The organism is Anaerolinea thermophila UNI-1, assembly GCF_000199675.1.
Lineage (GTDB): Bacteria > Chloroflexota > Anaerolineae > Anaerolineales > Anaerolineaceae > Anaerolinea > Anaerolinea thermophila.
Genome location: NC_014960.1, coordinates 169,389 through 188,743, shown reverse-complemented (window position 1 = coordinate 188,743; position 19,355 = coordinate 169,389). Strand labels below are relative to the sequence as shown.

17 protein-coding genes and 1 CRISPR repeat array are annotated in these 19,355 nt (G+C 59.5%); of the genes, 8 read left to right on the top strand and 9 right to left on the bottom strand.

The features are described 5' to 3' along the window. Positions 1 to 7: 7 nt before the first annotated feature. Positions 8 to 583 carry a pyridoxal 5'-phosphate synthase glutaminase subunit PdxT gene (gene pdxT, locus ANT_RS00830; protein ID WP_013558598.1) on the bottom strand — a complete coding sequence of 192 codons (576 nt, stop codon included), beginning with the start codon at positions 581 to 583 and terminating at the stop codon, positions 8 to 10. 10 nt (positions 584 to 593) lie between these two features. Beyond that, entirely contained in the window at positions 594 to 1,484 is an 891-nt protein-coding gene (gene pdxS / locus ANT_RS00825; protein ID WP_013558597.1) for a pyridoxal 5'-phosphate synthase lyase subunit PdxS, read from the bottom strand. Positions 1,485 to 1,624: 140 nt separating this feature from the next. Between pdxS and ANT_RS00820 the strand changes: the two genes are divergently transcribed. After that, the gene (locus ANT_RS00820; RefSeq protein WP_013558596.1) at positions 1,625 to 2,209 is read left to right on the top strand and encodes a class I SAM-dependent methyltransferase; all 585 of its coding nucleotides are present in this window, start codon (positions 1,625 to 1,627) and stop codon (positions 2,207 to 2,209) included. On the opposite strand, the gene ANT_RS00815 is transcribed toward ANT_RS00820, so the two are convergent. Next, a complete protein-coding gene (locus ANT_RS00815; protein ID WP_013558595.1) occupies positions 2,206 to 2,682 on the bottom strand; it encodes a DinB family protein in 477 nt (158 codons plus the stop codon). The genes ANT_RS00820 and ANT_RS00815 overlap by 4 nt on opposite strands. A 136-nt stretch (positions 2,683 to 2,818) precedes the next feature. On the opposite strand from ANT_RS00815, the gene ANT_RS00810 reads away from it, so the two are divergent. Further along, complete coding sequence (locus ANT_RS00810; RefSeq protein ID WP_013558594.1) at positions 2,819 to 3,310, top strand: ferritin; 492 nt, start codon at positions 2,819 to 2,821, stop codon at positions 3,308 to 3,310. 278 nt (positions 3,311 to 3,588) lie between these two features. Further along, positions 3,589 to 4,459: a CRISPR direct-repeat array (repeat unit 36 nt; unit sequence GTCAGAATCTAAGAAGCCCCGGAAGGGGATTAAGAC). Between the two features lie 267 nt (positions 4,460 to 4,726). After that, positions 4,727 to 5,398, top strand: coding sequence for a hypothetical protein (locus ANT_RS00805; RefSeq protein ID WP_013558593.1), 672 nt, complete (start codon positions 4,727 to 4,729; stop codon positions 5,396 to 5,398). 109 nt (positions 5,399 to 5,507) lie between these two features. Here the strand turns inward: ANT_RS00805 and ANT_RS00800 are convergent, their stop codons facing one another. Next, positions 5,508 to 6,365, bottom strand: coding sequence for a TerC family protein (locus ANT_RS00800; RefSeq protein ID WP_041454453.1), 858 nt, complete (start codon positions 6,363 to 6,365; stop codon positions 5,508 to 5,510). A gap of 230 nt (positions 6,366 to 6,595) precedes the next feature. Here ANT_RS00800 and ANT_RS17785 point away from each other — a divergent pair, with 230 nt between their 5' ends. From ANT_RS17785 to ANT_RS00775, 5 genes are all read left to right on the top strand, one after another. After that, a complete protein-coding gene (locus ANT_RS17785; protein ID WP_013558591.1) occupies positions 6,596 to 7,864 on the top strand; it encodes a peptidylprolyl isomerase in 1,269 nt (422 codons plus the stop codon). Between the two features lie 199 nt (positions 7,865 to 8,063). Continuing rightward, positions 8,064 to 10,802, top strand: coding sequence for a cation-translocating P-type ATPase (locus ANT_RS00790; RefSeq protein WP_013558590.1), 2,739 nt, complete (start codon positions 8,064 to 8,066; stop codon positions 10,800 to 10,802). Positions 10,803 to 10,980: 178 nt separating this feature from the next. Further along, entirely contained in the window at positions 10,981 to 12,120 is a 1,140-nt protein-coding gene (locus tag ANT_RS00785) for a transposase (protein ID WP_013558589.1), read from the top strand. A gap of 84 nt (positions 12,121 to 12,204) precedes the next feature. Beyond that, positions 12,205 to 13,062 (top strand): hypothetical protein, encoded by an 858-nt coding sequence (locus tag ANT_RS00780; RefSeq protein WP_013558588.1) that lies wholly within the window; start codon positions 12,205 to 12,207, stop codon positions 13,060 to 13,062. A 3-nt stretch (positions 13,063 to 13,065) separates the two neighbouring features. After that, positions 13,066 to 13,305, top strand: a complete 240-nt coding sequence (locus ANT_RS00775; RefSeq protein ID WP_013558587.1) for a hypothetical protein — start codon at positions 13,066 to 13,068, stop codon at positions 13,303 to 13,305. A gap of 33 nt (positions 13,306 to 13,338) precedes the next feature. Here the strand turns inward: ANT_RS00775 and ANT_RS00770 are convergent, their stop codons facing one another. The 5 genes from ANT_RS00770 to ANT_RS00750 all read right to left on the bottom strand — a co-directional run bounded on the left by ANT_RS00770 (position 13,339) and on the right by ANT_RS00750 (position 19,337). After that, positions 13,339 to 13,890 (bottom strand): hypothetical protein, encoded by a 552-nt coding sequence (locus tag ANT_RS00770; protein WP_013558586.1) that lies wholly within the window; start codon positions 13,888 to 13,890, stop codon positions 13,339 to 13,341. Between the two features lie 37 nt (positions 13,891 to 13,927). After that, positions 13,928 to 14,455 carry an NBR1-Ig-like domain-containing protein gene (locus ANT_RS00765; RefSeq protein ID WP_172634554.1) on the bottom strand — a complete coding sequence of 176 codons (528 nt, stop codon included), beginning with the start codon at positions 14,453 to 14,455 and terminating at the stop codon, positions 13,928 to 13,930. Continuing rightward, positions 14,439 to 15,527 (bottom strand): recombinase RecA, encoded by a 1,089-nt coding sequence (gene recA / locus ANT_RS00760; RefSeq protein ID WP_013558584.1) that lies wholly within the window; start codon positions 15,525 to 15,527, stop codon positions 14,439 to 14,441. Before recA ends, ANT_RS00765 begins: the two co-directional genes overlap by 17 nt. Before the next feature lie 206 nt (positions 15,528 to 15,733). After that, positions 15,734 to 17,596 (bottom strand): ABC transporter ATP-binding protein, encoded by a 1,863-nt coding sequence (locus ANT_RS00755; RefSeq protein WP_013558583.1) that lies wholly within the window; start codon positions 17,594 to 17,596, stop codon positions 15,734 to 15,736. Continuing rightward, on the bottom strand, positions 17,589 to 19,337 hold the full coding sequence (locus ANT_RS00750; protein ID WP_013558582.1) for an ABC transporter ATP-binding protein: 1,749 nt from the start codon (positions 19,335 to 19,337) through the stop codon (positions 17,589 to 17,591). Before ANT_RS00750 ends, ANT_RS00755 begins: the two co-directional genes overlap by 8 nt. Positions 19,338 to 19,355 lie beyond the last annotated feature (18 nt).

The following is a 19,355-nucleotide window of genomic DNA, read 5'->3' as shown; positions in this document are numbered from 1 at the left end:
CGAATGCTTACCGTGCTAACTCCACAAAATAACGGTGGAAGCGGTCGTCTCCGGTCAGTTCAGGGTGGAAAGAGGTTGCCAGCAGTTTGCCCTGCTGAGCGGCAACGATACGCCCATCTCCCAGGGTGATCAGCGCCCGCGCGTTGCCGTACACCTTTTCGATGATGGGCGCGCGGATGAACACCGCATGGAAGGGTCTGCCGTTGTACTCTTTCCCCATAAAACTGACGTCCAGATCGGTCTCGAAACTATCCACCTGACGTCCAAACGCATTGCGCTGGACGGTGATATCCATCAACTCCAGAAGCGGCTGAGGGCGTCCCACGTCTTTGGAGAGGAAAATGGCTCCCGCGCAGGTACCCCAGATGGCGCGCTGGCGTCCGAACTCGCGCAGAGGCTCCAGCAAGCCAAAATCTACCGCCAGTTTGCCGATGGTGGTGGACTCGCCGCCCGGGATTATCAACCCCGCCAGCCCTTCCAGATGAGACGGCAGGCGCACCTGCTGAACTTCAACGCCCAACCGTTCCAGCATCGTCTGATGTTCGATGAAATCGCCCTGTAATGCCAGAACTCCCAGTTTCATAGGGTAATGACTACCATCCTCTCCCGGCAATCAATTCGCTTTCCGGAATGGCAGAGATTTGCCGTCCAACCATCGGCTCGCCGAGGTTGCGGCTGACTTCCGCCAGAATCTTCGGGTCGTTGTAGTGGGTGACGGCTTTGACAATGGCGGCGGCGCGCTTGGCAGGATCGCCCGATTTGAAGATACCCGAACCCACAAAGACGCCGTCCATGCCCAACTGCATCATCAGCGCGGCATCGGCGGGGGTGGCAATACCGCCCGCGGCAAAGTTGACCACCGGTAAGCGCCCCAGTTTGCGGGTTTCCAGCACCAGTTCATACGGCGCGCCGATTTCCTTGGCAAACGCCATCACTTCTTCATCGGGCAGGTTCTGCAGGCGGCGGATTTCGCCCATCACCGCGCGGGCATGGCGCACCGCTTCGACCACATCGCCGGTGCCGGCTTCGCCCTTGGTACGAATCATCGCCGCGCCTTCGCCGATGCGCCGCAGGGCTTCGCCCAGATTGCGCGCCCCGCACACAAAAGGCACTTTGAAGGCATGCTTGTAAATGTGGTGTTCCTCATCCGCCGGGGTGAGCACTTCGGATTCGTCAATGTAATCCACCCCAATGGCTTCCAGAATTTGGGCTTCGACAAAATGCCCGATGCGGCACTTCGCCATCACCGGAATGCTGACCGCATCCATGATTTTAAGAATCAGTTCGGGGTCGCTCATGCGGGCAACACCACCGTGTGCGCGAATATCGGCAGGCACGCGCTCCAGCGCCATCACCGCCACCGCGCCGGCATCCTCGGCAATGCGGGCATGCTCCGGCGTCACCACATCCATGATGACTCCGCCTTTCAGCATCTGCGCCAGACCCTTCTTTACCGCAAAGGATCCAGTAATATTCTCTTCCATGTGCATCGTCCTCCTCATCTAATTAACACCTTCAAGGTTCATTTTGATTCTACCACGCCCATCCCAAGCGTCAACCTGCATTGTGCAACGCTCATCCATTCCTTAAAAATCCATTACAATCAACCTGAAAGGAAATTCCCATGCCCGCTTTCGACCATTTCGACCTGCTCGCCCCCTTTTACGAACGCTTCATCCACCCCCGCCCGCCGGAAGACCTGCTCGCCCACCTCCACCTGCCGGTGGATGGCGCTCTGCTGGATGCCGGCGGCGGCACCGGCAGAGTCTCGCAGTTCCTGCGCGATCAGGCGCGCCTCGTCGTGGTTGCCGACCTGTCCTGCCGCATGCTGGCGCAAGCCCGCCAGAAAAACGGACTGTGCCCGGTATGCTCCCACACCGAGCGCCTGCCCTTTCCCGATCACGCCTTTGCCCGCATCATCATGGTCGATGCCCTGCATCACGTCTGCGATCAGCGCGCCACGGCGCGCGAATTGTGGCGCCTGCTTCAACCCGGCGGACGGTTAATCATCGAAGAGCCGGACCTGCGCCGTTTTGCCGTCAAACTTATCGCCCTTGCCGAAAAACTTGCCCTGATGCGCAGTCACTTCCTTGCCCCGCCAGACATCGCCGCGCTGTTTGATGAGCCTCAGGCGCAGGTGAGCGTGATTGCCGGCACGTTCAACGTGTGGGTGGTGGTAGAGAAGCCCGCCTCCCCCTCTGCCGCTTAATCGTGCACCCAGCCCACCCAGTCAATGTTTGCCCCGGTACGCGCGCCCAGGCGCTCCATCAGTTCGCCGGTATGCACCATCAGGTGGCGCAGGGAGTAAATTTGCAGTTCCGCCGTCAGCATGGAACGACTGCCGTGCCCCTCCACCTCGTCCAGGCGCAGTTGCGGCAGGCGTTCGCGCACATGGTTTTCCAGAAACGCCAGGTACTCCAGCAGGGCGGCTTGATCGTACGGCTCGAAGGTCTGCGTCTCGTCAAAGTCGTACACCTCGCGGTGCTTCTCCCAGGGCACAAAGGTCTCCGGCGACTCTGCCAGGTACTCGTGGACGAAGTACAGCGCATGGTAAGTCACCTGCCAGAAGGGGTTTTTGTCCTGCGGAGCGTTCCAGAGGTCCTCCGGGCACAGGGTGATGGTTTGTTTGAGCATCTCCAGCCCTGCCAGGAACTGCGAAACCAGAATTGCGGAAAGATTCATCCATTCACCTCCCTATCCACTGGATTGTACTGCAATTCCTGCCGGCAATCCTTCACCCGGCGGATGAATTTTCACTGAAAATGGTCTATAATGACCTTATAGCATCATCATTCTTCGCCAAAGAAAGGGAGAACCTATGTTAAGCAAACGACTGCTGGAAGAAATGAACACCCAGATTAAACTGGAACTGTACTCGGCGTACCTGTACCTTGCCATGGCGGCGCACTTTGAGGAAAACAACTGGGGCGGCTTTGCCAAATGGATGGCAATGCAAGCCAGAGAGGAACAGGAACACGCCCTCAAGTTCTTTGAGTACATCCACGACCGCGGCGGCAAGGTGACCCTGCAAGCCATTGACGCCCCGCCTTCCGCCTTCGGTACGCACGAAGAGATTTTTGCCGAGGTGCTGAAGCACGAGCAGAGCGTCACCGCGCGCATCAACCTGCTGTACAGCATCGCCGTGGAGGATAAGGACTACGCCAGTCAGGAATTTCTCAACTGGTTTGTGAAGGAACAGGTGGAAGAAGAGAAGAACGCCGCCCAGGTGCTGGAGTGGCTGAAGATGGCGGGCGGCGCGGTGCCGGCCCTCTTCCAGATCAACGCCCTGCTTGCCCAGCGCGGGGATTAAGCGCCCATCCCGCCCGCCGAGCCCCGGTTGGCGAGCCTGCCGAGCCATGCCGAAGCCGAGCCGGACGGACTTTCGCGTACCCCCCCTTAAAAAATGCCCATTTTTGACCCCAAACCGAGGGGGGGTACGCAAAATTCGGGCAGGTGGATTTTGCAGGCAGTGTGGTGTGAAAAATGCTCAAAAAACGGCTTGATTTTTGCCAAAGGTTGTGCTATGCTGGAAGCAGTTCTGAACTACGCGGCTTCCTTCCGGCGGTGAAGTGGAAGGGCAAAAGTGCAGTCAGAATCTAAGAAGCCCCGGAAGGGGATTAAGACATTTCCAGCTTGAATTATTGTAACTATCGCCATACCTTGTAAAGGTCAGAATCTAAGAAGCCCCGGAAGGGGATTAAGACTGCTAAAGCCAGGAAATTTTCGTCATACAGATAAATATTATGTCAGAATCTAAGAAGCCCCGGAAGGGGATTAAGACAATGTAAGACGGGCTATATGGCGGGTCTACAAGTTCTGCAACTTGTGACGTCAGAATCTAAGAAGCCCCGGAAGGGGATTAAGACTCGGCGACGAGGACGGCTTCCTGCTTGTAGTGCTCACGGTCAGAATCTAAGAAGCCCCGGAAGGGGATTAAGACAGGATTTTTTCCTCACCCGTGCGGATCACTCGAAAGGTCAGAATCTAAGAAGCCCCGGAAGGGGATTAAGACATAATTGTGACCATATGAATTTATCCTTCCTTTCTTTGAAGTCAGAATCTAAGAAGCCCCGGAAGGGGATTAAGACTACCACAGGAATCCCGTTTACGTTTCCTACAATTTCCTGGGTCAGAATCTAAGAAGCCCCGGAAGGGGATTAAGACTCGTCCGGAAGCGGAAGACTCGCTAGTTGACAGACCGCGTCAGAATCTAAGAAGCCCCGGAAGGGGATTAAGACGGCGCTTGTCGAAGAACTCGACCTTCGCCCCGACTAAGGTCAGAATCTAAGAAGCCCCGGAAGGGGATTAAGACGATTACAAGAGCAATAATAGTAAACATTTTCTTATGTCAGAATCTAAGAAGCCCCGGAAGGGGATTAAGACCCATGTTCAGAAGTTTTGGGTTGTTAACCCCAACTTTTATGTCAGAATCTAAGAAGCCCCGGAAGGGGATTGCTCCCTCACCCCCTGCCCCTCTCCCTTTTGGGAGAGGGGGTTTTGTGCGCCGTGCCCCTCGGCGTTGCTCGGGGTGCGCAAGCCGTAATACACGGTTTCTTTTTTGCGTCTTCGCGCCTTTGCGGTAACATCATCCTTCCTGCGCCCGCGACCCGGACATGTTTTCCACCGCCAGGGCTGAAAAACCCTTTCATTTTCAGGGCATTTGTTCTATACTCGGGGGTTGAAACCGACAGAGGGTCATCTTCACGACAAATCATGGAGGAACAGGATGATTCGACTTGGCTGGCTGAAACACCGCAACATTCCCTTTGAAGTCCCCGCTGAACCCCTGATGTACATGCTGGCTGTTGGCTACGTGGGCGAATCGCAGAATGCGTCCGCGTTTTTCAGGTGGTTTTACAACAAGGTGGCAGAGGATGACCGCCGCCTGGTGGTATACCATGAGAATAAATCCAGCGCGGTCAAAGGGGATTGGGACTGGGCGTACCAGCACCCCACGTTTTATACCGAGGTATTGGGAGAAGAGGCATTGGAAGAGACGCTCAACGACCTTTCCGAGAGCGGGAATGTCAGAGGGTACGATCCCTTTATGGATGAACCTGATTTTGAGGACATAGATGTTGTTGATTCCTACGCGATGACCGTTTTGTCGCCCGCGGAGACCACGTTGTGGCAGTCGACGTATGTGTCTGATTGCTCGCTCATGCAACTCATCACTCCTGCATCCTTTGCCCTTTCAGGTTCTGACCTGTTTAGAAAGGATAAAGAGGAAGACATTGGCGGTTTTGACGTCCTGTTCATCGAGCCGTTCGACATGCCTTCCGCGTCACTGGTGCGGCTTTCGCCGCGCGTTCCTTTTGTGCTTCCAAACCAGTTACAGGCAGGCGAGTACCTGCTGTATTACTTTGGTCAGTGGGATGTGCTGGTGACAGAGCCGTAAAATGTGTGGTCTAACCGCACGGCGAGCCTGCCGAAGGCGCGAAGGAAATAGAAAACAAAAACCCGCCCGTGGAATGTCTCCACGGGCGGGCGGTGTTTTTACCGAAGTTTCAGGCTTTTTCCGGGCGGCGGAAAGCCAGCCGCACAAGATACACCAGTCCGCGCAGAGGCGCCAGCACCCAGACGATGAGAGCGTTGATGATGCCGAACCCCTGACTGAGCCACACCAGCACCGGACGGAAGATGCGCAGGAAGGGCAGGTGCGCATACGCCAGCGAGAGGGCAATGATGGACATGGAAATGCCAAAGCGCGCCCAGTCCGAAAACTCCATAATGCCCAGTTCTTCCAGCACCAGTTCGATGCCGATGCTCAGCACCAGGATATACGCGGCAGATTTGAGAATCGGTTCGCGCTCGACCACGTAACTGAAGATGCCCGCCGCAAAGCGCATCACCAGGATGCCGATGGCAACCCCCAGCATCACCACCAGAATATGGTCGGAGAGCGAGACCGCCGCCACCACGTTATCCAGGCTGAACGCCAGATCCATCAGTTCCACGTTCAGCACGGTGAGCCAGAAGCCCGCCTGCCGCACCGGGCGCACTTCGCCGTCCTCTTCCGCACCCTGCTCGCCGGGGGCGCTCAGGTCGTCCAGCGCCAGGCGGATAAGGTACGCCGCGCCCACCAGTTTGAGCCACGGGTTGCGGATGATGAAACTGGCGGCAAGGAGCATCAAGCCGCGCCCCACGTACGCGCCCAGCAAACCCACCCGCAGAGCCGCCAGCCGTTGCGGCCCCAGCACCCCGTCCAGCCAGTGACCCACCCGCTTAAGCGCAGGGGGCCAGGGGATGGGTTGAGTGTCGGGCAGGCTGGAAACCATTGCCCCCAGCACGGCGGCATTATCTATGGACAGGATGCCTTCCAGAAAAATCAACTGCAGGATGATGACCAGAAAGGACAGATCCATTTCAGCACTCCCACCGGAAGATGCAGGTCCCACCGGGAGGCGGACGGTGGTCGTGGCAATGGACAAAACGCCTGACACAGAGGGACGTGCAAGCGGTTATAGCACACTTTCCATACTTTTTGGGGAAAGTTAAGCCAAAAATCGGCAGGGTGAGGATATTCTTCATACCCGCCCCGCTCACGCTTTATGAAAGGTGGTTTACAATTCAGGCAGGGAGGAATTTCCGAATCATGAAACTGCGCTGGCAATGGATGATGCTTGCACTCTGCTTATCCTCTCTGGGAATGCTGGCAGGCGGATGCTCCCCCGCGCCCGCCCCGCTCTCCCCCCAGCCCTCGCCTTCGGCAACCCTTGCCCTTAACATCCCCAAAACCACCCCGCTCCCCGAAACGATGGACTGCGTCCTCGTCAGCGTGGAGCCGACCCCCACCCCCAGCACTGAGCCGCCGCTCTTCCCGCCCCCTTCGGCGCAGGACTGGACGCAGGGTCCCGAAAACGCCGTGCTGACCTTCATCGAGTACACCGACCTGCAAGCCCCCGCCAGTCTGGCGCTAGACTGGTCCCTGACGCGCCTGCGGGAACGCTACCCCGAAAAAGTGCGGCGGGTGTTCCGCCATTTCCCCCTGCCCGCCAACGATAAATCTCTGCTGGCAGGCGCCGCCGCCGAAGCCGCCGGCGCGCAGGGCAAATTCTGGGAGATGACCCATCTTCTGCTGGAGCGTCAGGAAGAGTGGACGCCCCTGCCCGAAGCCGAATTCCGCGCCTGGCTGGAAGCCCGCGCCGCCGATTTGGCGCTGGACGTGCCAACTTTCCTCTCCGCGCTGGACGACCCCGCCATCCGTCTCAGCCTTCAGCAGGCGCAGGAAGAGGGCTTTCGCCTGGGCATTCCCACCATGCCCTTTGTGCTGGTCAATCAGCGCATGTATCAGGGCCCGCGCGACTACCGCAGTCTGGAAACCCTGCTGTTGCTGGAAGACCTGAAGAGCCGTCAGTTCCGCCAGTGCCCGCCCTTTGTGATTGACCCGGCGCGCACCTACGTCGCCGTGCTGGAAACCACGCAGGGGGAACTGCGCATCCAGTTGTTCGCCGACCAGGCTCCGCAGACGGTCAACAACTTCGTCTTTCTGGCGCGCCAGGGCTGGTACGACGGCGTGCTTTTCCACCGCGTCCTGCCCGGCTACATTGCTCAGAGCGGCGACCCCAGCGGGAGTGGTTTCGGCACGCCCGGCTACGCCTTTGCCGATGAGCTCAACGCCCTGCGCTTCGATCAGCCCGGGCGCGTGGCGATGGCAAACGCCGGACCCAACAGCAACGGCAGTCAGTTCTTCATTGCCTACACCGCCCTGCCCGACCTGGACGGACAGTACCCCATCTTCGGGCAGGTCATTGAGGGTCTGGAGGTGCTGAATCGCCTGACCCCGCGCGACCCGTCCTCGCCCGCAGACCTGCCCGAAGGCGACCGTATCCTGCGGGTGCGCATCCTCGAAGCGGCTCCATAAGATTTTTATATAATCTTGAGGAAAATCCTTTTCTTTTCGGGAAGGATTGTGTTAGAATGCCTTTACAAGGTTGGGGAGTAGCGCCCGTTCCGCTGGAGCGGGGAGGCAATCGTCAACACGGAGTTTTCTCCCGGTTGCCCTCGAAAATCGTCACCCGATGCGAGACCACCGCGAACACTTTTCGAGGAGGTCTTTTTTTATGTCCAATCCCTCAAATGAAACTGAATGGTACCAGCAGAGCGTCGAGGAAACTGCCCGCCTGCTGGACACCTCGCCGCATGACGGCTTGAGCGAAGCCGAAGCCGCCCGCCGTCTTCAGCAGTACGGATTCAACGAACTGATTGACCGCGGCGGGAAAAGCCCATGGAAGATTCTGCTGGAACAACTGACCGGCATCATGACCGTGGTGCTGGTCATTGCCGGCGTCATTTCCTTTATTCTGGGGGATAAGGAAGACGCCATCGCCATCCTCGCCATCATTGTGCTTAACACCGCGCTGGGCTTTTCGCAGGAATACCGCGCCGAAAAAGCCATGGCGGCGCTGAAGAAAATGTCTGCTCCGCTGGTCAAGGTGCGCCGCGAGGGTCACACCCGCGAGATTTCCTCGCGCGAGGTGGTGCCGGGCGATGTGGTTCTGCTGGAAGCCGGCAATCTCATTCCCGCCGACGGCAGGCTGGCAGAGGCGGTCAACCTGCGCATTCAGGAAGCCGTGCTGACCGGCGAATCGGAGCCAGTGGAGAAAATCACCGCGCCCATTGCCAAAGAACATCCGCCGCTGGGCGATCAGCGCAACCGTGCCTTCATGGGCACGCTGGTCACCTACGGGCGCGGCGCGCTCATCGTCACCGCCACCGGCATGCGCACCGAACTGGGCAAGATTGCCGAGATGCTCCAAACGGTGGGACAGGAAAAAACCCCCATGCAGAAGCGCCTGGAGCAGTTGGCGCGCACCCTGGCGCTGGCGGCGCTGGGCATTGTGGTCATCGTCTTCGGGCTGGGCATCCTGCGCGGCGAGGACATCCGCCTGATGTTCCTGACGGCGGTGAGCATGGCGGTTGCCGCCATCCCCGAGGGCTTGCCGACGGTGGTGACCATCGGGCTGGCACTGGGCGCGCAATCCATGCTGAAGCGCAATGCCCTCATCCGCAAACTGCCCGCCGTGGAAACCCTCGGCTCGGTGACCACCATCTGCTCCGACAAGACCGGCACGCTGACCGAAAACCGCATGACCGTCACCGTGCTGGATGTTGCCAACTACGAACTGGACTTGAAAGAGCAGATGCAGAACTTCAGCCCGCGGGTGCGCCGCGATCAGGTGGAGCCGGTCCTGCGCGAGAACGGCGCCATCCCGCTGGTGCTGACCGCTGGTGCGTTGTGCAACGATGCCGTGCTGGAAGCTGACCCGCGCCGCCCGGACGAGTACACCTCGGTGGGCGACCCCACCGAAGGCGCGCTGGTGATTGCCGCGGCGCGCGCCGGATTGTGGAAAGAGGAACTGGAGCAGATCTTCCCCCGTGCGGCGGAACTGCCCTTTGACTCCGAACGCAAGCGCATGACCACCGTTCACCGCGTGCCGCAGTCTGCCCTGCCCGACCTGTACGCCGGTTTCTTCGCCGAAGGGCGCGAGCCGTACATTGCCTTCACCAAAGGCTCGGTGGACGGCATGCTCGAGGTCAGCACGGCAGTGTGGGTGGAAGGCAAAATTGTGCCAATGGATGACCACTGGCGCGAGCGCATCCGCCAGTCCAACGACAAACTGGCGCGCGGCGGCATGCGCGTGCTGGGCATGGCGTACCGCCTGCGCTCCAGCGATGCCGTGAACGCCGCGGATGACCCGCTGGAAAGCGGCTTAATCTTCCTGGGCATGGCGGCGATGATGGATCCCGCCCGCCCGGAAGTCTTTGACGCCGTGCAGACCGCCAAACAAGCCGGCATCCGCCCGATTATGATTACCGGCGACCACCCCCTCACCGCGCTTGCCATTGCCCGCGAACTGGGCATTGCCGCCAGCGAGCGCGTCATCACCGGCGCAGAACTAGCGCGCATGGACGTGCCTGCCCTGGCGCAGGCGGTCAAAGAGGTGAGCGTATTTGCGCGGGTCTCGCCGGAGCATAAACTCAAGATTGTCGAAGCCCTGCAGAGCAACGGCGAAATCGTTGCCATGACCGGTGACGGCGTCAACGATGCCCCGGCGCTCAAGAAAGCCGATATCGGCGTTGCCATGGGCATCACCGGCACAGACGTGTCCAAAGAAGCCGCCGACATGGTCCTGCTGGACGACAACTTTGCCACCATTGTCGCCGCGGTGGAAGAGGGTCGGCGCATTTACGAGAACATCCGCAAGTTCATCCGCTACACCCTGGGCTCCAACCTGGGAGAGATTCTGGTGGTGCTGGGCGCGCCCTTCCTGGGCATGCCCATCCCGCTGACGCCCCTGCAAATCCTCTGGGTCAACCTGGTGACCGACGGCTTGCCCGGGCTGGCGCTGACGGTGGAGCAAGCTGAGCGCGGCACCATGCGCCGCCCGCCCCATCCCCCGCGCGAGAACGTCTTTGCCCGCGGCTTGTGGGGCAACATCTTCTATGCCGGTTTCATGATGACCGTGCTGACGCTGATTGTGGCTTACAGCGCGTGGAGCATGGGGCTGGAAGCCTGGCGCACCATGGCGTTCACCACCCTCACCCTGGCGCAGATGGGCAACGCCCTGGCACTGCGCACGGGGAGTGAGTCGGTCTTCCGCGAGGGCTTCTTCAAGAACCGCGCCATGATTGGGGCTGTCCTGCTCACCTTTGTCCTGCAGTTGGCAGTGGTGTACGTGCCTTTCCTGCAACCCTTCTTCGCCACGCAGGCACTCACTGCCGCCGAACTGGGCGTGTGTCTGCTCGCCAACGCCGCCATGTTCGGGCTGGTGGAACTGGAAAAGCGTCTGCGCCGCTGATCTGATCCTTGCCATCTTCCTTCCTCTGTTGTAAATCCACCTTCCCTGTGTTTCAGGGAAGGTGGATGATTTTCAGGAAAACCTGAAGTTCGGGCATAAGTTGGGACATTTGTAGTGTATAAAGAGCCTCCCAACCGATACACTTGGTTCGCAGCAACTAATCGGTAGGAGGCTCATCATGGATAAGTATATCCCGATGCGTTCTTTCATGGAGGAGTTTTTTGATGATGAAATCACCGCTGCCAAAGCGGCAGAAATTGGGCAAGCCATGCTGGTGGCCCGCTCCTTGCGGCTGACCGAGATTGCGGGCAAAATGCGCGGCGGTAGCGCGGCCAGTTACAAACGCATCCAGCGCTTTCTGCAAAAGGTTGACCCGCGGGCCATGCTCTGGCGTCTGTTTTGTGAACAAGCCGAGTATGTGATTGGCGACCCGACCGAGATTGAACGTCCACAAGCCTGGAAGACGGAGTATGTCGGCACGCTCAAAGACGGCAAGACGCGAGGCTTCTGGGTGTTGCTGTTGGCCACACCCTATCGCGGACGGGCTCTCCCTTGCGGTTTGCTGACCTACTCGTCCAAGACCATCGCCGCTGACCGGTCGTCGCGCAATGTGAACCATGTCCGTGCGTTCGCCGGATTGAAAGACCTGCTGGGGGAGCGTCCGTTGGTGTTGGATCGGGAATTCAGTTACCTCGAATTGTTGCTCAATCTGGTCGAAGAGGGAGTGAACTTTGTCATTCGTCTGAACCTGGGCCACCATCCGCCCAGGTTCTGGGATGCCGAGGGCAGGGAAGTGGTCTTATCACTCGCTCCCGGTGAAAAGGTAATCCACCCATCCGTGTGGTACAAAGGCAAGGTATGCGTCAACCTGATCGGTGTCTGGAAGAAGGGCCTGGCTGAACCGTTATGGGTGATGAGCAACCTCGAACCCGAGCGGGCATGGCAGGTGTATCTCTGGCGGATGAAAATCGAGGAAACCTTCCGCGATTTGAAAGGACTGCTGGGGATGACCCGGCTGATGAATAAGCGACAGGAAAACATGGAAAAGATGGTAGCAATGCTGCTGTTGGTTTATGCGATTGCCTTGTTGATCGGTGAAGGCTTGCGAGACCGCCTGTATGGATCGCCAAACCAGCTACAGGAGAATGTTGATGTCGTTCTGCACAAGACGGGCAAGAAATGGCGGCGCTATTCGGGTCTGTTTATCTTGCTCAAACAGAAATGGTGGCTTCCACCCCGTGAGTGGCAGTCCATTGTCAAGGAGGCTTTGGCGTCGTTTGTTGCTATCGTTCGCCCAACTGTCCTAACTCATGTCTGAATTTCAGGGAAAACCTCTTGACAACGCGAACTTTCGCGTTATACTGTAATAGAACATTAGTTCTATTCTGGAAAGAACAAGATTATGTCCACCTTGAGACCTCTTCCCCCGCTTCAACCCCTGCGCCCGTTCCCCAATCTGAGGGAAACCGGGCAACGGGTAGCACAGCGCGTGGGCGATGCCTTACAATCCCGCACCAACCCTGCAGCCGGTGGCAGACGCCGTCCGCCCATGCCGCGCCGCCTGCCGCCAGACACCGCCCTGCTGGGTGTGGGCAAAGACGGCTTGCCCGTCCTGCTGGATTTGGGCGACCCCACCCCCGGCGCGGTACTGATTCTCAGCGACGACCGCTCCGCTCGCCGCGAGATCCTGCGGGGCGTGCTGGAGAGCGGCATGCAAACCAATCCCCCGCACCGCCTGCAGTACCTGATTCTTTCTTCCCAGCCCGAGCGCTGGTGGATGTGGCGCAGTGAGGGCGGATACGAACGCCATTCCCTGGGCATTGAAGCCCTCGAAGCCGAACCCTGCACCCGCTGGCTGAAATCGCTTGCCGAACTGGTCGAACAGCGGCGCATGGGCATGCGCGGCGGTCCCGCTGTGCTGATTCTGATTGACGACCTGGAAGCCGTGATGAGCCTGGGATACGACGCGATGGTACAACTGGACTGGCTGATCAAACAGGGCGCCGAAGCCAGTGTGTGGGTGCTGGCAACCGCCCCCGCTTCCAGCACCGCCAGCCTTACCCGCTGGATGCGCCTGTTCAAAACCCGCATTTTGGGCTGGACGAGCGATCCTGGCGTCTATTCCACCCTGCCGCTGATAGAAGAAAATCTGCCCGCGCTGGAGCACCGCGAGCAATTCTGCGTGCGCCTGCCGGAGGGCTGGTTGACCTTTGAACTGGCGGGGAAACCCCTGCCAGAATTGAGCGAAACGGAGGAATGAACGATGATGCGAACTGGAATGCTCTGGTACGACGGCGACGCTCACGCCGATTTACAAACCAAAGTACAGCGCGCCGCGGCATATTACCAGAAAAAATACGGCATCATGCCCACGCTGTGCTTTGTACACCCTTCCATGCTCCCGGAAGAACCCGTCCGGAGCGGTGTTATTGAACTGCGCCCCAGCAAACAGGTGCTCCCCAACCACCTCTGGCTGGGCGTGCCCGAAGGCGGAGCGAATTAACGGATTGAGAGTTCACCGGCAAGCCCCAACCGCTTACGGCTTGTCGGTGAACTGCACCGTTTGAAGCATGGCTTGAAACACCGCTTTGCCCTCTTTTTGCCAGCGTCCCTCTTCACCCTGACCCAACGCCAGCCCCATCCCAAAGAAAAAGCCGCCGCTCTTGCGCGGCACAATCACCGCCTGACCCTCAAACGGCGCGCCAAAGTACGTGCCGATCAGGTCGTAGCCGTTGCCCTTCACCCCGGCGATGGTTACCGTGTACACCGCGCTTTTCTCATAGACGCCGTTGCCGCGCAACATGGCTTCGCTGACGATGGAATCCACAATTTTCTCCAGAGACGTCTCCCCCACATCGGCAGGCTCGCCGTACAGGTGCAGAAGAAGCGAGCCCTGCTTATCAGAAAGGTCCACTCTGCCGCCCTCCACACTTGCGGAGTAGTCCGGTGGAATCTGGAAAGAAAAACCCCCGCCGGTCACATCCCGGGTTTCCCCAAGGGTGGGGACAGGCGTGGAAGAAGGCACAGGAGAAGCACAGGCGCTGAGCGCCAGGAACGCCACCAGCACAATCAGGGTAAGTTTGCGCATGCTCTTTCCTCGATGGAATTTCCTTGAAGGCTAGAAATTACTTCACCACGATATCTATGAAAATGACATCCCCAAACGGCTGGCCCTCAGCGTTATAAGCCTGCCACGCCGAGCGGTACTGCCCGGGTTCGGCAGGTGCCTGAAACACCACCTGGATAATGGCTTTGTTGCCACTGCGCGCCGGAAAGAGGGCTTGCTCTTCGGCGGCTTGCATGGCAGGTCCGGCAATCAGGCGCAGACGGTAGCGTTCATCCCAGTTGCAATTGCCGCTGTTCTGCACTTCCCAGCGCTTGTCCAGCGTCGAGTTTGGCTCGACTTCCGTGCCGTCGGGAATGGTCACATCCGAGAGGAAGGTGAGGTTATCCAGACACACCGGCGTGGAGAGCGGCAGGACCAGGTCTGCCGGGTTGGTCAGCGGAGTAGGTGTGGCAGGCAGGGGCGGCGCCGGGCGAAACGGCGCCAGTGTGGGCGTGCCCCGCGCAGGCAGTCCCCCACACCCTGCCAGAATCAACAGGATGAGCGCAAGGCTCATCCTGAACATCCAGCGTTTAGAGTTCTTCGGCATCCTCATCCCCGCCAGCCAGCGGCAGAGGCAGTTCCCCGCTCATGGCGCGCTGACGCACCGCCAGTTCGATTTCCTGTAGCAAATCGGGGTTCTGGCGCAGGAATTCCTTAGCGTTTTCGCGCCCCTGTCCCAGACGTACATCGCCGTAAGAGAAGAACGCCCCGCGCTTGGTGACAATGTCCAGGCTGGTCGCCAGGTCGAGCACATCGCCCACCTTGGAGATGCCCTCGTTGTACATGATGTCAAATTCTGCCGTGCGGAACGGCGGCGCCACCTTGTTCTTGACCACGCGCACACGCACGCGGTTGCCGATAATCTCCGCGCCCAGTTTGATGGACTGGATGCGGCGGATATCCAGACGCACCGAGGCATAGAACTTGAGTGCCATGCCGCCGGTGGTGGTCTCCGGGTTGCCGAACATCACCCCGATTTTCTGGCGCAGTTGGTTGGTGAAGATCACCGTGGTCTTGGTCTGGTTGATGGCGCCGGAGAGTTTGCGCAGGGCTTGCGACATCAGGCGCGCCTGCATGCCCATGCTGGCATCGCCCATATCGCCTTCGATTTCTGCGCGCGGCACCAGCGCCGCCACCGAGTCGATGACCACCACATCCACCGCGCCGGAGCGCACCAGCGTCTCGGCAATCTCCAGGGCTTGCTCGCCGGTATCGGGCTGGGAGATGAGCAGGTTTTCCACATCCACGCCACAACGGGCGGCGTATGCCGGGTCGAGGGCATGTTCCATATCAATGTAAGCGGCAACGCCCCCCATGCGCTGGGCTTCGGCGACAATGTGCTGACAGATGGTGGTCTTGCCGGATGATTCCGGTCCATAAATCTCTGTAATGCGTCCGCGCGGAACCCCGCCGACCCCAAGGGCAATATCCAGCGAGAGCGAGCCGGTGGGGATGGCTTCCACCGCCATATGCTGGGCTTCACCCATGCGCATGATGGCGCCTTCGCCGTAGCGTTTGGTAATGTCCCCAAGGGCTTTGTCCAGCACTGCCCGGCGGGCTTCATCCAGCGGGTCTGGACGGGAAGGGATGGGGACCGGGGGTTGCGATTTACGTGCCATATGGAATTACTCCTCTGAACGGTCTCTTTTTCTGATTATACATGCAATGCGCCCAATAGAAAAAGGCGGACGATAACAATTCAATTATAGCACATTTGTTCAATTTTTCAGCGAAATTTCCCGCTTTTTAACAACCAACAGGGCGCGGCAGATACCGCGCCCTGACACACCCGCATCGGTTAACTTCCCAAAAGGGAGAGACGTTTTTACCCGTTCGCCGGCACCGGCAAGCCCTTGAACTGACTCTGATACAGGCGGTAGTAAAAGCCCTGTTGCGCCAGCAGACTGGCGTGCGTGCCGCGCTCGATGATGCGCCCTTCGTGAATCACCAGCACCTGATCGGCATCGCGGATGGTGCTGAGGCGGTGGGCAATGACGAACGAGGTGCGTCCCTTCATCAGGCGCATGAGGGCTTCCTGCAGGTGCTTCTCGGTGCGCGTGTCCACGTTGCTGGTGGCTTCGTCCAGAATCAAAATCTCCGGGTCTGCCAGCACCGCGCGGGCAATGGCAATCAACTGGCGCTGACCCTGGCTGAGGTTGCTCCCGCGCTCCGAAAGCAGGGTGTGATAGCCATGCGGCAGGCGGCGGATGAGGGGGTCGGCGTTGGCAAGTTGCGCCGCGGCAATGACCTCTTCATCGCTGGCGTCCAGCCGTCCGTAGCGGATGTTGTCCATCACCGTGCCGCTGAAGAGGAAGGTATCCTGCAGGACCAGACCCAGTTTCTCGCGCAGGTCGTCCATTTTCAGCCTGCGGATGTCCTGCCCGTCAATGCGGATGGCGCCCTCGTCCACGTCGTAAAAGCGTGTCAGCAGGTTGGCAATGGTGGTCTTGCCCGCGCCGGTAGGACCCACCAGGGCAATCATCTCGCCGGGACGGGCATGCAGGCAGACGTCCTTCAACACCGGCACGCCGGGTTCGTAAGCAAATGAAACATGGTCGAACTCTACCTCGCCGCGCACGTGCGTCAGCGGTTTTGCGTCGGGCGCGTCCTGTTCGGGAATTTGATCCATGATTTCGAAGACGCGCTCCGCGCCTGCCAGCGCCGATTGAATGGTGCTGAACAGTTGGGCAATCTGGTTGAGCGGACGTCCCAGCCTGCCGGCATAGTTAATGAAAGCGGCAATCTCACCCACGGTTGCCATGCCCTGCACCGCCAGCACCCCGCCCGTGCAGGCAACAATTGCCAGCCCCAGGTTGTTAACCATGTTCATCAGCGGTCCCATGAAACTGGTCAGCACGCGGGCGCGCAGTGCCACCCCGCGCAGGCGCTGGTTGACCTGCGAGAACTGCGCCGTGACCGTTTCCTCACGCACAAAGGCTTTGACGGTGCGCTCGCCGGTGATGGTTTCCTCGATGATGCCGTTGAGCGCGCCCAGGGCTTGCTGAACCTGGCGGAAGCCGCAGCGGGTGCGCCTGGCAATGGCGCGGGTGATGACATACGTCAGCGGCATGACCACCAGACTGACCACCGCCAGCGGCACATTGAGCATGAAGATGAGAATCAGCACCCCCATCAAGCCGAAGAGGCTGGAAATCAACTGGCTGAAACTGGTCGCCAGCACGTTGCTGATGTTCTCCATGTCGTTGGTCAGGCGGCTCATCAAGTCGCCGTGGGCATGCTGGTCAAAGAAGCGCAGAGGCAGGGCTTGCATGCGCCCGAAGAGGTCGTCGCGCAGGTCGCGCACGGCTTGCTGAGCGACTCCGACCATCAGGTAGGTCTGCAACCAGGTGCCGCCTGCCGCCACCAGGTAGGTGAGAATCATCCAGCCAATCAAGCGCGCCAGCCCGGGCAGGTCGCCGCCCTTGATGAAGCGGTCAATGGCAAGGCTCATCAGGTAAGGTCCCAGCAGGTCCACCGCAGTAACGAAGATGACCAGCACCGCCGTCCCCGCCAGCACCCAGCGCTGACGGCGCAGATAACGCGCAAGGCGCAGAAGCGTGCCGCGGGCATCACGCGATTTTTCGCCGCCCTGCAGAAAGCCAAACGGCGGACCGCCCCCCGGGCGGAAACCCATCATCGGCGGCGGGGTTGCGGGTGGTTGTGCGGGTGCGCGTCGAATTTCAGCCATAGATTTTCACTCCGTTGCCCAGTTGCGATTCGAAGATGTCCTGATAGATGGGGCTGTTCGCCAGCAGTTCGGCGTGCGTGCCCTGCGCCACGATGCGCCCGTCGTCCAGCACCAGGATTTTGTCGGCTTTCAGCACCGTGCTGATGCGCTGAGCAATCACCAGGCAGGTGCGGTTGCGCATCAGGTCTTCCAGGGCTTGCTGAATGCGGGTCTCGGTCTCCACATCCACCGCGCTGGTGCTGTCGTCCAGAATGAGGATGGCAGGCTGGATGAGCAGAGCGCGCGCAATGGCAAGGCGCTGTTTCTGCCCGCCCGAAAGGTTGACCCCGCGCTGACCGATGACCGTATCATAGCCCTCGGGCAAGGTGAGGATGAAATCATGGGCTTGAGCCGCCTTTGCCGCGGCAATGACCTCTTCCTCGCTGGCATCGGGCTTGCCGTAGCGGATGTTGTCGCGAATGGTGCCGCTGAACAGCACGGTTTCCTGCAAAACCATGCCGATATTGCGGCGCAGGGTTTTCTGATCGATTTCGCGCACGTCCATCCCGTCAATGAGGATGCGCCCGCCCTGCACGTCGTAAAAGCGCGGGATGAGATGCACCAGTGTACTTTTTCCCGCGCCGGTCATGCCCAGCAGTGCCACCGTCTCGCCGGGTTGAGCGGTGAAACTGACTTCTTTCAGCACGGGTTCGCTGTCTGCGCCGTCATAGCGGAAGGTGACGCGGTCGAAGACGATATGCCCTTTCAGGCGCACGTCGCAGATGGCGTTGGGCGCGTCCTGAAGTTCCGGCTCGGTCTCCAGCACTTCCTCGATGCGCCGCGCGGACGCCTCGGCGCGGGAGAACTGAATCACCATCTGACTGACCATCATCAGCGAGAAGAGGGTGGTCATCAGGTAGTTGACGAAGGCGATAATCTGCCCCACCTGCATCCCGCCGCGCACCACCTGCACCCCGCCAAACCACAACACCCCGACAATACCCAGATTCATGGTCAGCATCATGAAGGAAGGCATCACCGCCACTGTACGCCCGGCGCGCACGGCTTGATCGGTGAGGGCGCGGTTGGCATGGGCAAAGCGCTGTTTTTCGTGGGCGGCGCGGGCAAAGGCTTTGACCACGCGCATCCCGGAAAGGTTTTCTTCCATCACCCCGTTAAGCGCGTCCAGTTTTTCCTGCACCAGAGTGAACAGCGGGGTGGCTTTGCGCACAATCCACACCACCGCCAGCAGTTCGATGGGCATCAGCACCAGCGGCAGGAAGGCTAACTGCGGGCTGGTGACGATTGCCATCACCAGACTGCCGATGAGCAGAAGCGGCGCGCGCACCAGCATGCGCAGGGTGATGAGCACGCCTTCCTGCAGTTGCGCCACGTCACTGGTCAGGCGGGTGATGAGTTGTCCGGTCTCAAAGGCGTCCAGGTTGCGGAACGAGAAGGACTGCACCTTGCGGAAAAGGGCTTCGCGCAGGTCGGCGCCAAAGCCCTGCACAGTCATCTCGGCAAAGATGCCGTTGCTCATCCCGCCGGTTGCGCCGATGACCGCCAGTCCGAACATGAGCAAGCCGGTTTGCAGGACGAAGGGCAAGTCCAGGTTGGCAATGCCCTGATCGACAATGCGCTCGACCATGCGCGGCTGCATCAGATCCATGACCACTTCCAACAGCATCAGCAGGGGAGCCAGCACAATCCACAGCCAGTAAGGTTTGAGAAAACGCAAGACTTTCCAACCGCTAGGTTTCATCGTGTTTTTTCCTGAGAT

What these genes read in the sequence shown, in the direction of transcription:
- ANT_RS00805 (WP_013558593.1), top strand. Translation starts at nt 4,727, where the DNA reads ATGATTCGACTTGGCTGGCTGAAACACCGCAACATTCCCTTTGAAGTC.
- ANT_RS00775 (WP_013558587.1), top strand. Translation starts at nt 13,066, where the DNA reads ATGATGCGAACTGGAATGCTCTGGTACGACGGCGACGCTCACGCCGAT.
- ANT_RS00780 (WP_013558588.1), top strand. Translation starts at nt 12,205, where the DNA reads ATGTCCACCTTGAGACCTCTTCCCCCGCTTCAACCCCTGCGCCCGTTC.
- ANT_RS00810 (WP_013558594.1), top strand. Translation starts at nt 2,819, where the DNA reads ATGTTAAGCAAACGACTGCTGGAAGAAATGAACACCCAGATTAAACTG.
- ANT_RS00785 (WP_013558589.1), top strand. Translation starts at nt 10,981, where the DNA reads ATGGATAAGTATATCCCGATGCGTTCTTTCATGGAGGAGTTTTTTGAT.
- ANT_RS00800 (WP_041454453.1), bottom strand. Translation starts at nt 6,365, where the DNA reads ATGGATCTGTCCTTTCTGGTCATCATCCTGCAGTTGATTTTTCTGGAA.
- ANT_RS00750 (WP_013558582.1), bottom strand. Translation starts at nt 19,337, where the DNA reads ATGAAACCTAGCGGTTGGAAAGTCTTGCGTTTTCTCAAACCTTACTGG.
- ANT_RS17785 (WP_013558591.1), top strand. Translation starts at nt 6,596, where the DNA reads ATGAAACTGCGCTGGCAATGGATGATGCTTGCACTCTGCTTATCCTCT.
- recA (WP_013558584.1), bottom strand. Translation starts at nt 15,527, where the DNA reads ATGGCACGTAAATCGCAACCCCCGGTCCCCATCCCTTCCCGTCCAGAC.
- ANT_RS00770 (WP_013558586.1), bottom strand. Translation starts at nt 13,890, where the DNA reads ATGCGCAAACTTACCCTGATTGTGCTGGTGGCGTTCCTGGCGCTCAGC.
- ANT_RS00790 (WP_013558590.1), top strand. Translation starts at nt 8,064, where the DNA reads ATGTCCAATCCCTCAAATGAAACTGAATGGTACCAGCAGAGCGTCGAG.
- ANT_RS00820 (WP_013558596.1), top strand. Translation starts at nt 1,625, where the DNA reads ATGCCCGCTTTCGACCATTTCGACCTGCTCGCCCCCTTTTACGAACGC.
- ANT_RS00755 (WP_013558583.1), bottom strand. Translation starts at nt 17,596, where the DNA reads ATGGCTGAAATTCGACGCGCACCCGCACAACCACCCGCAACCCCGCCG.
- ANT_RS00765 (WP_172634554.1), bottom strand. Translation starts at nt 14,455, where the DNA reads ATGCCGAAGAACTCTAAACGCTGGATGTTCAGGATGAGCCTTGCGCTC.
- pdxT (WP_013558598.1), bottom strand. Translation starts at nt 583, where the DNA reads ATGAAACTGGGAGTTCTGGCATTACAGGGCGATTTCATCGAACATCAG.
- pdxS (WP_013558597.1), bottom strand. Translation starts at nt 1,484, where the DNA reads ATGGAAGAGAATATTACTGGATCCTTTGCGGTAAAGAAGGGTCTGGCG.
- ANT_RS00815 (WP_013558595.1), bottom strand. Translation starts at nt 2,682, where the DNA reads ATGAATCTTTCCGCAATTCTGGTTTCGCAGTTCCTGGCAGGGCTGGAG.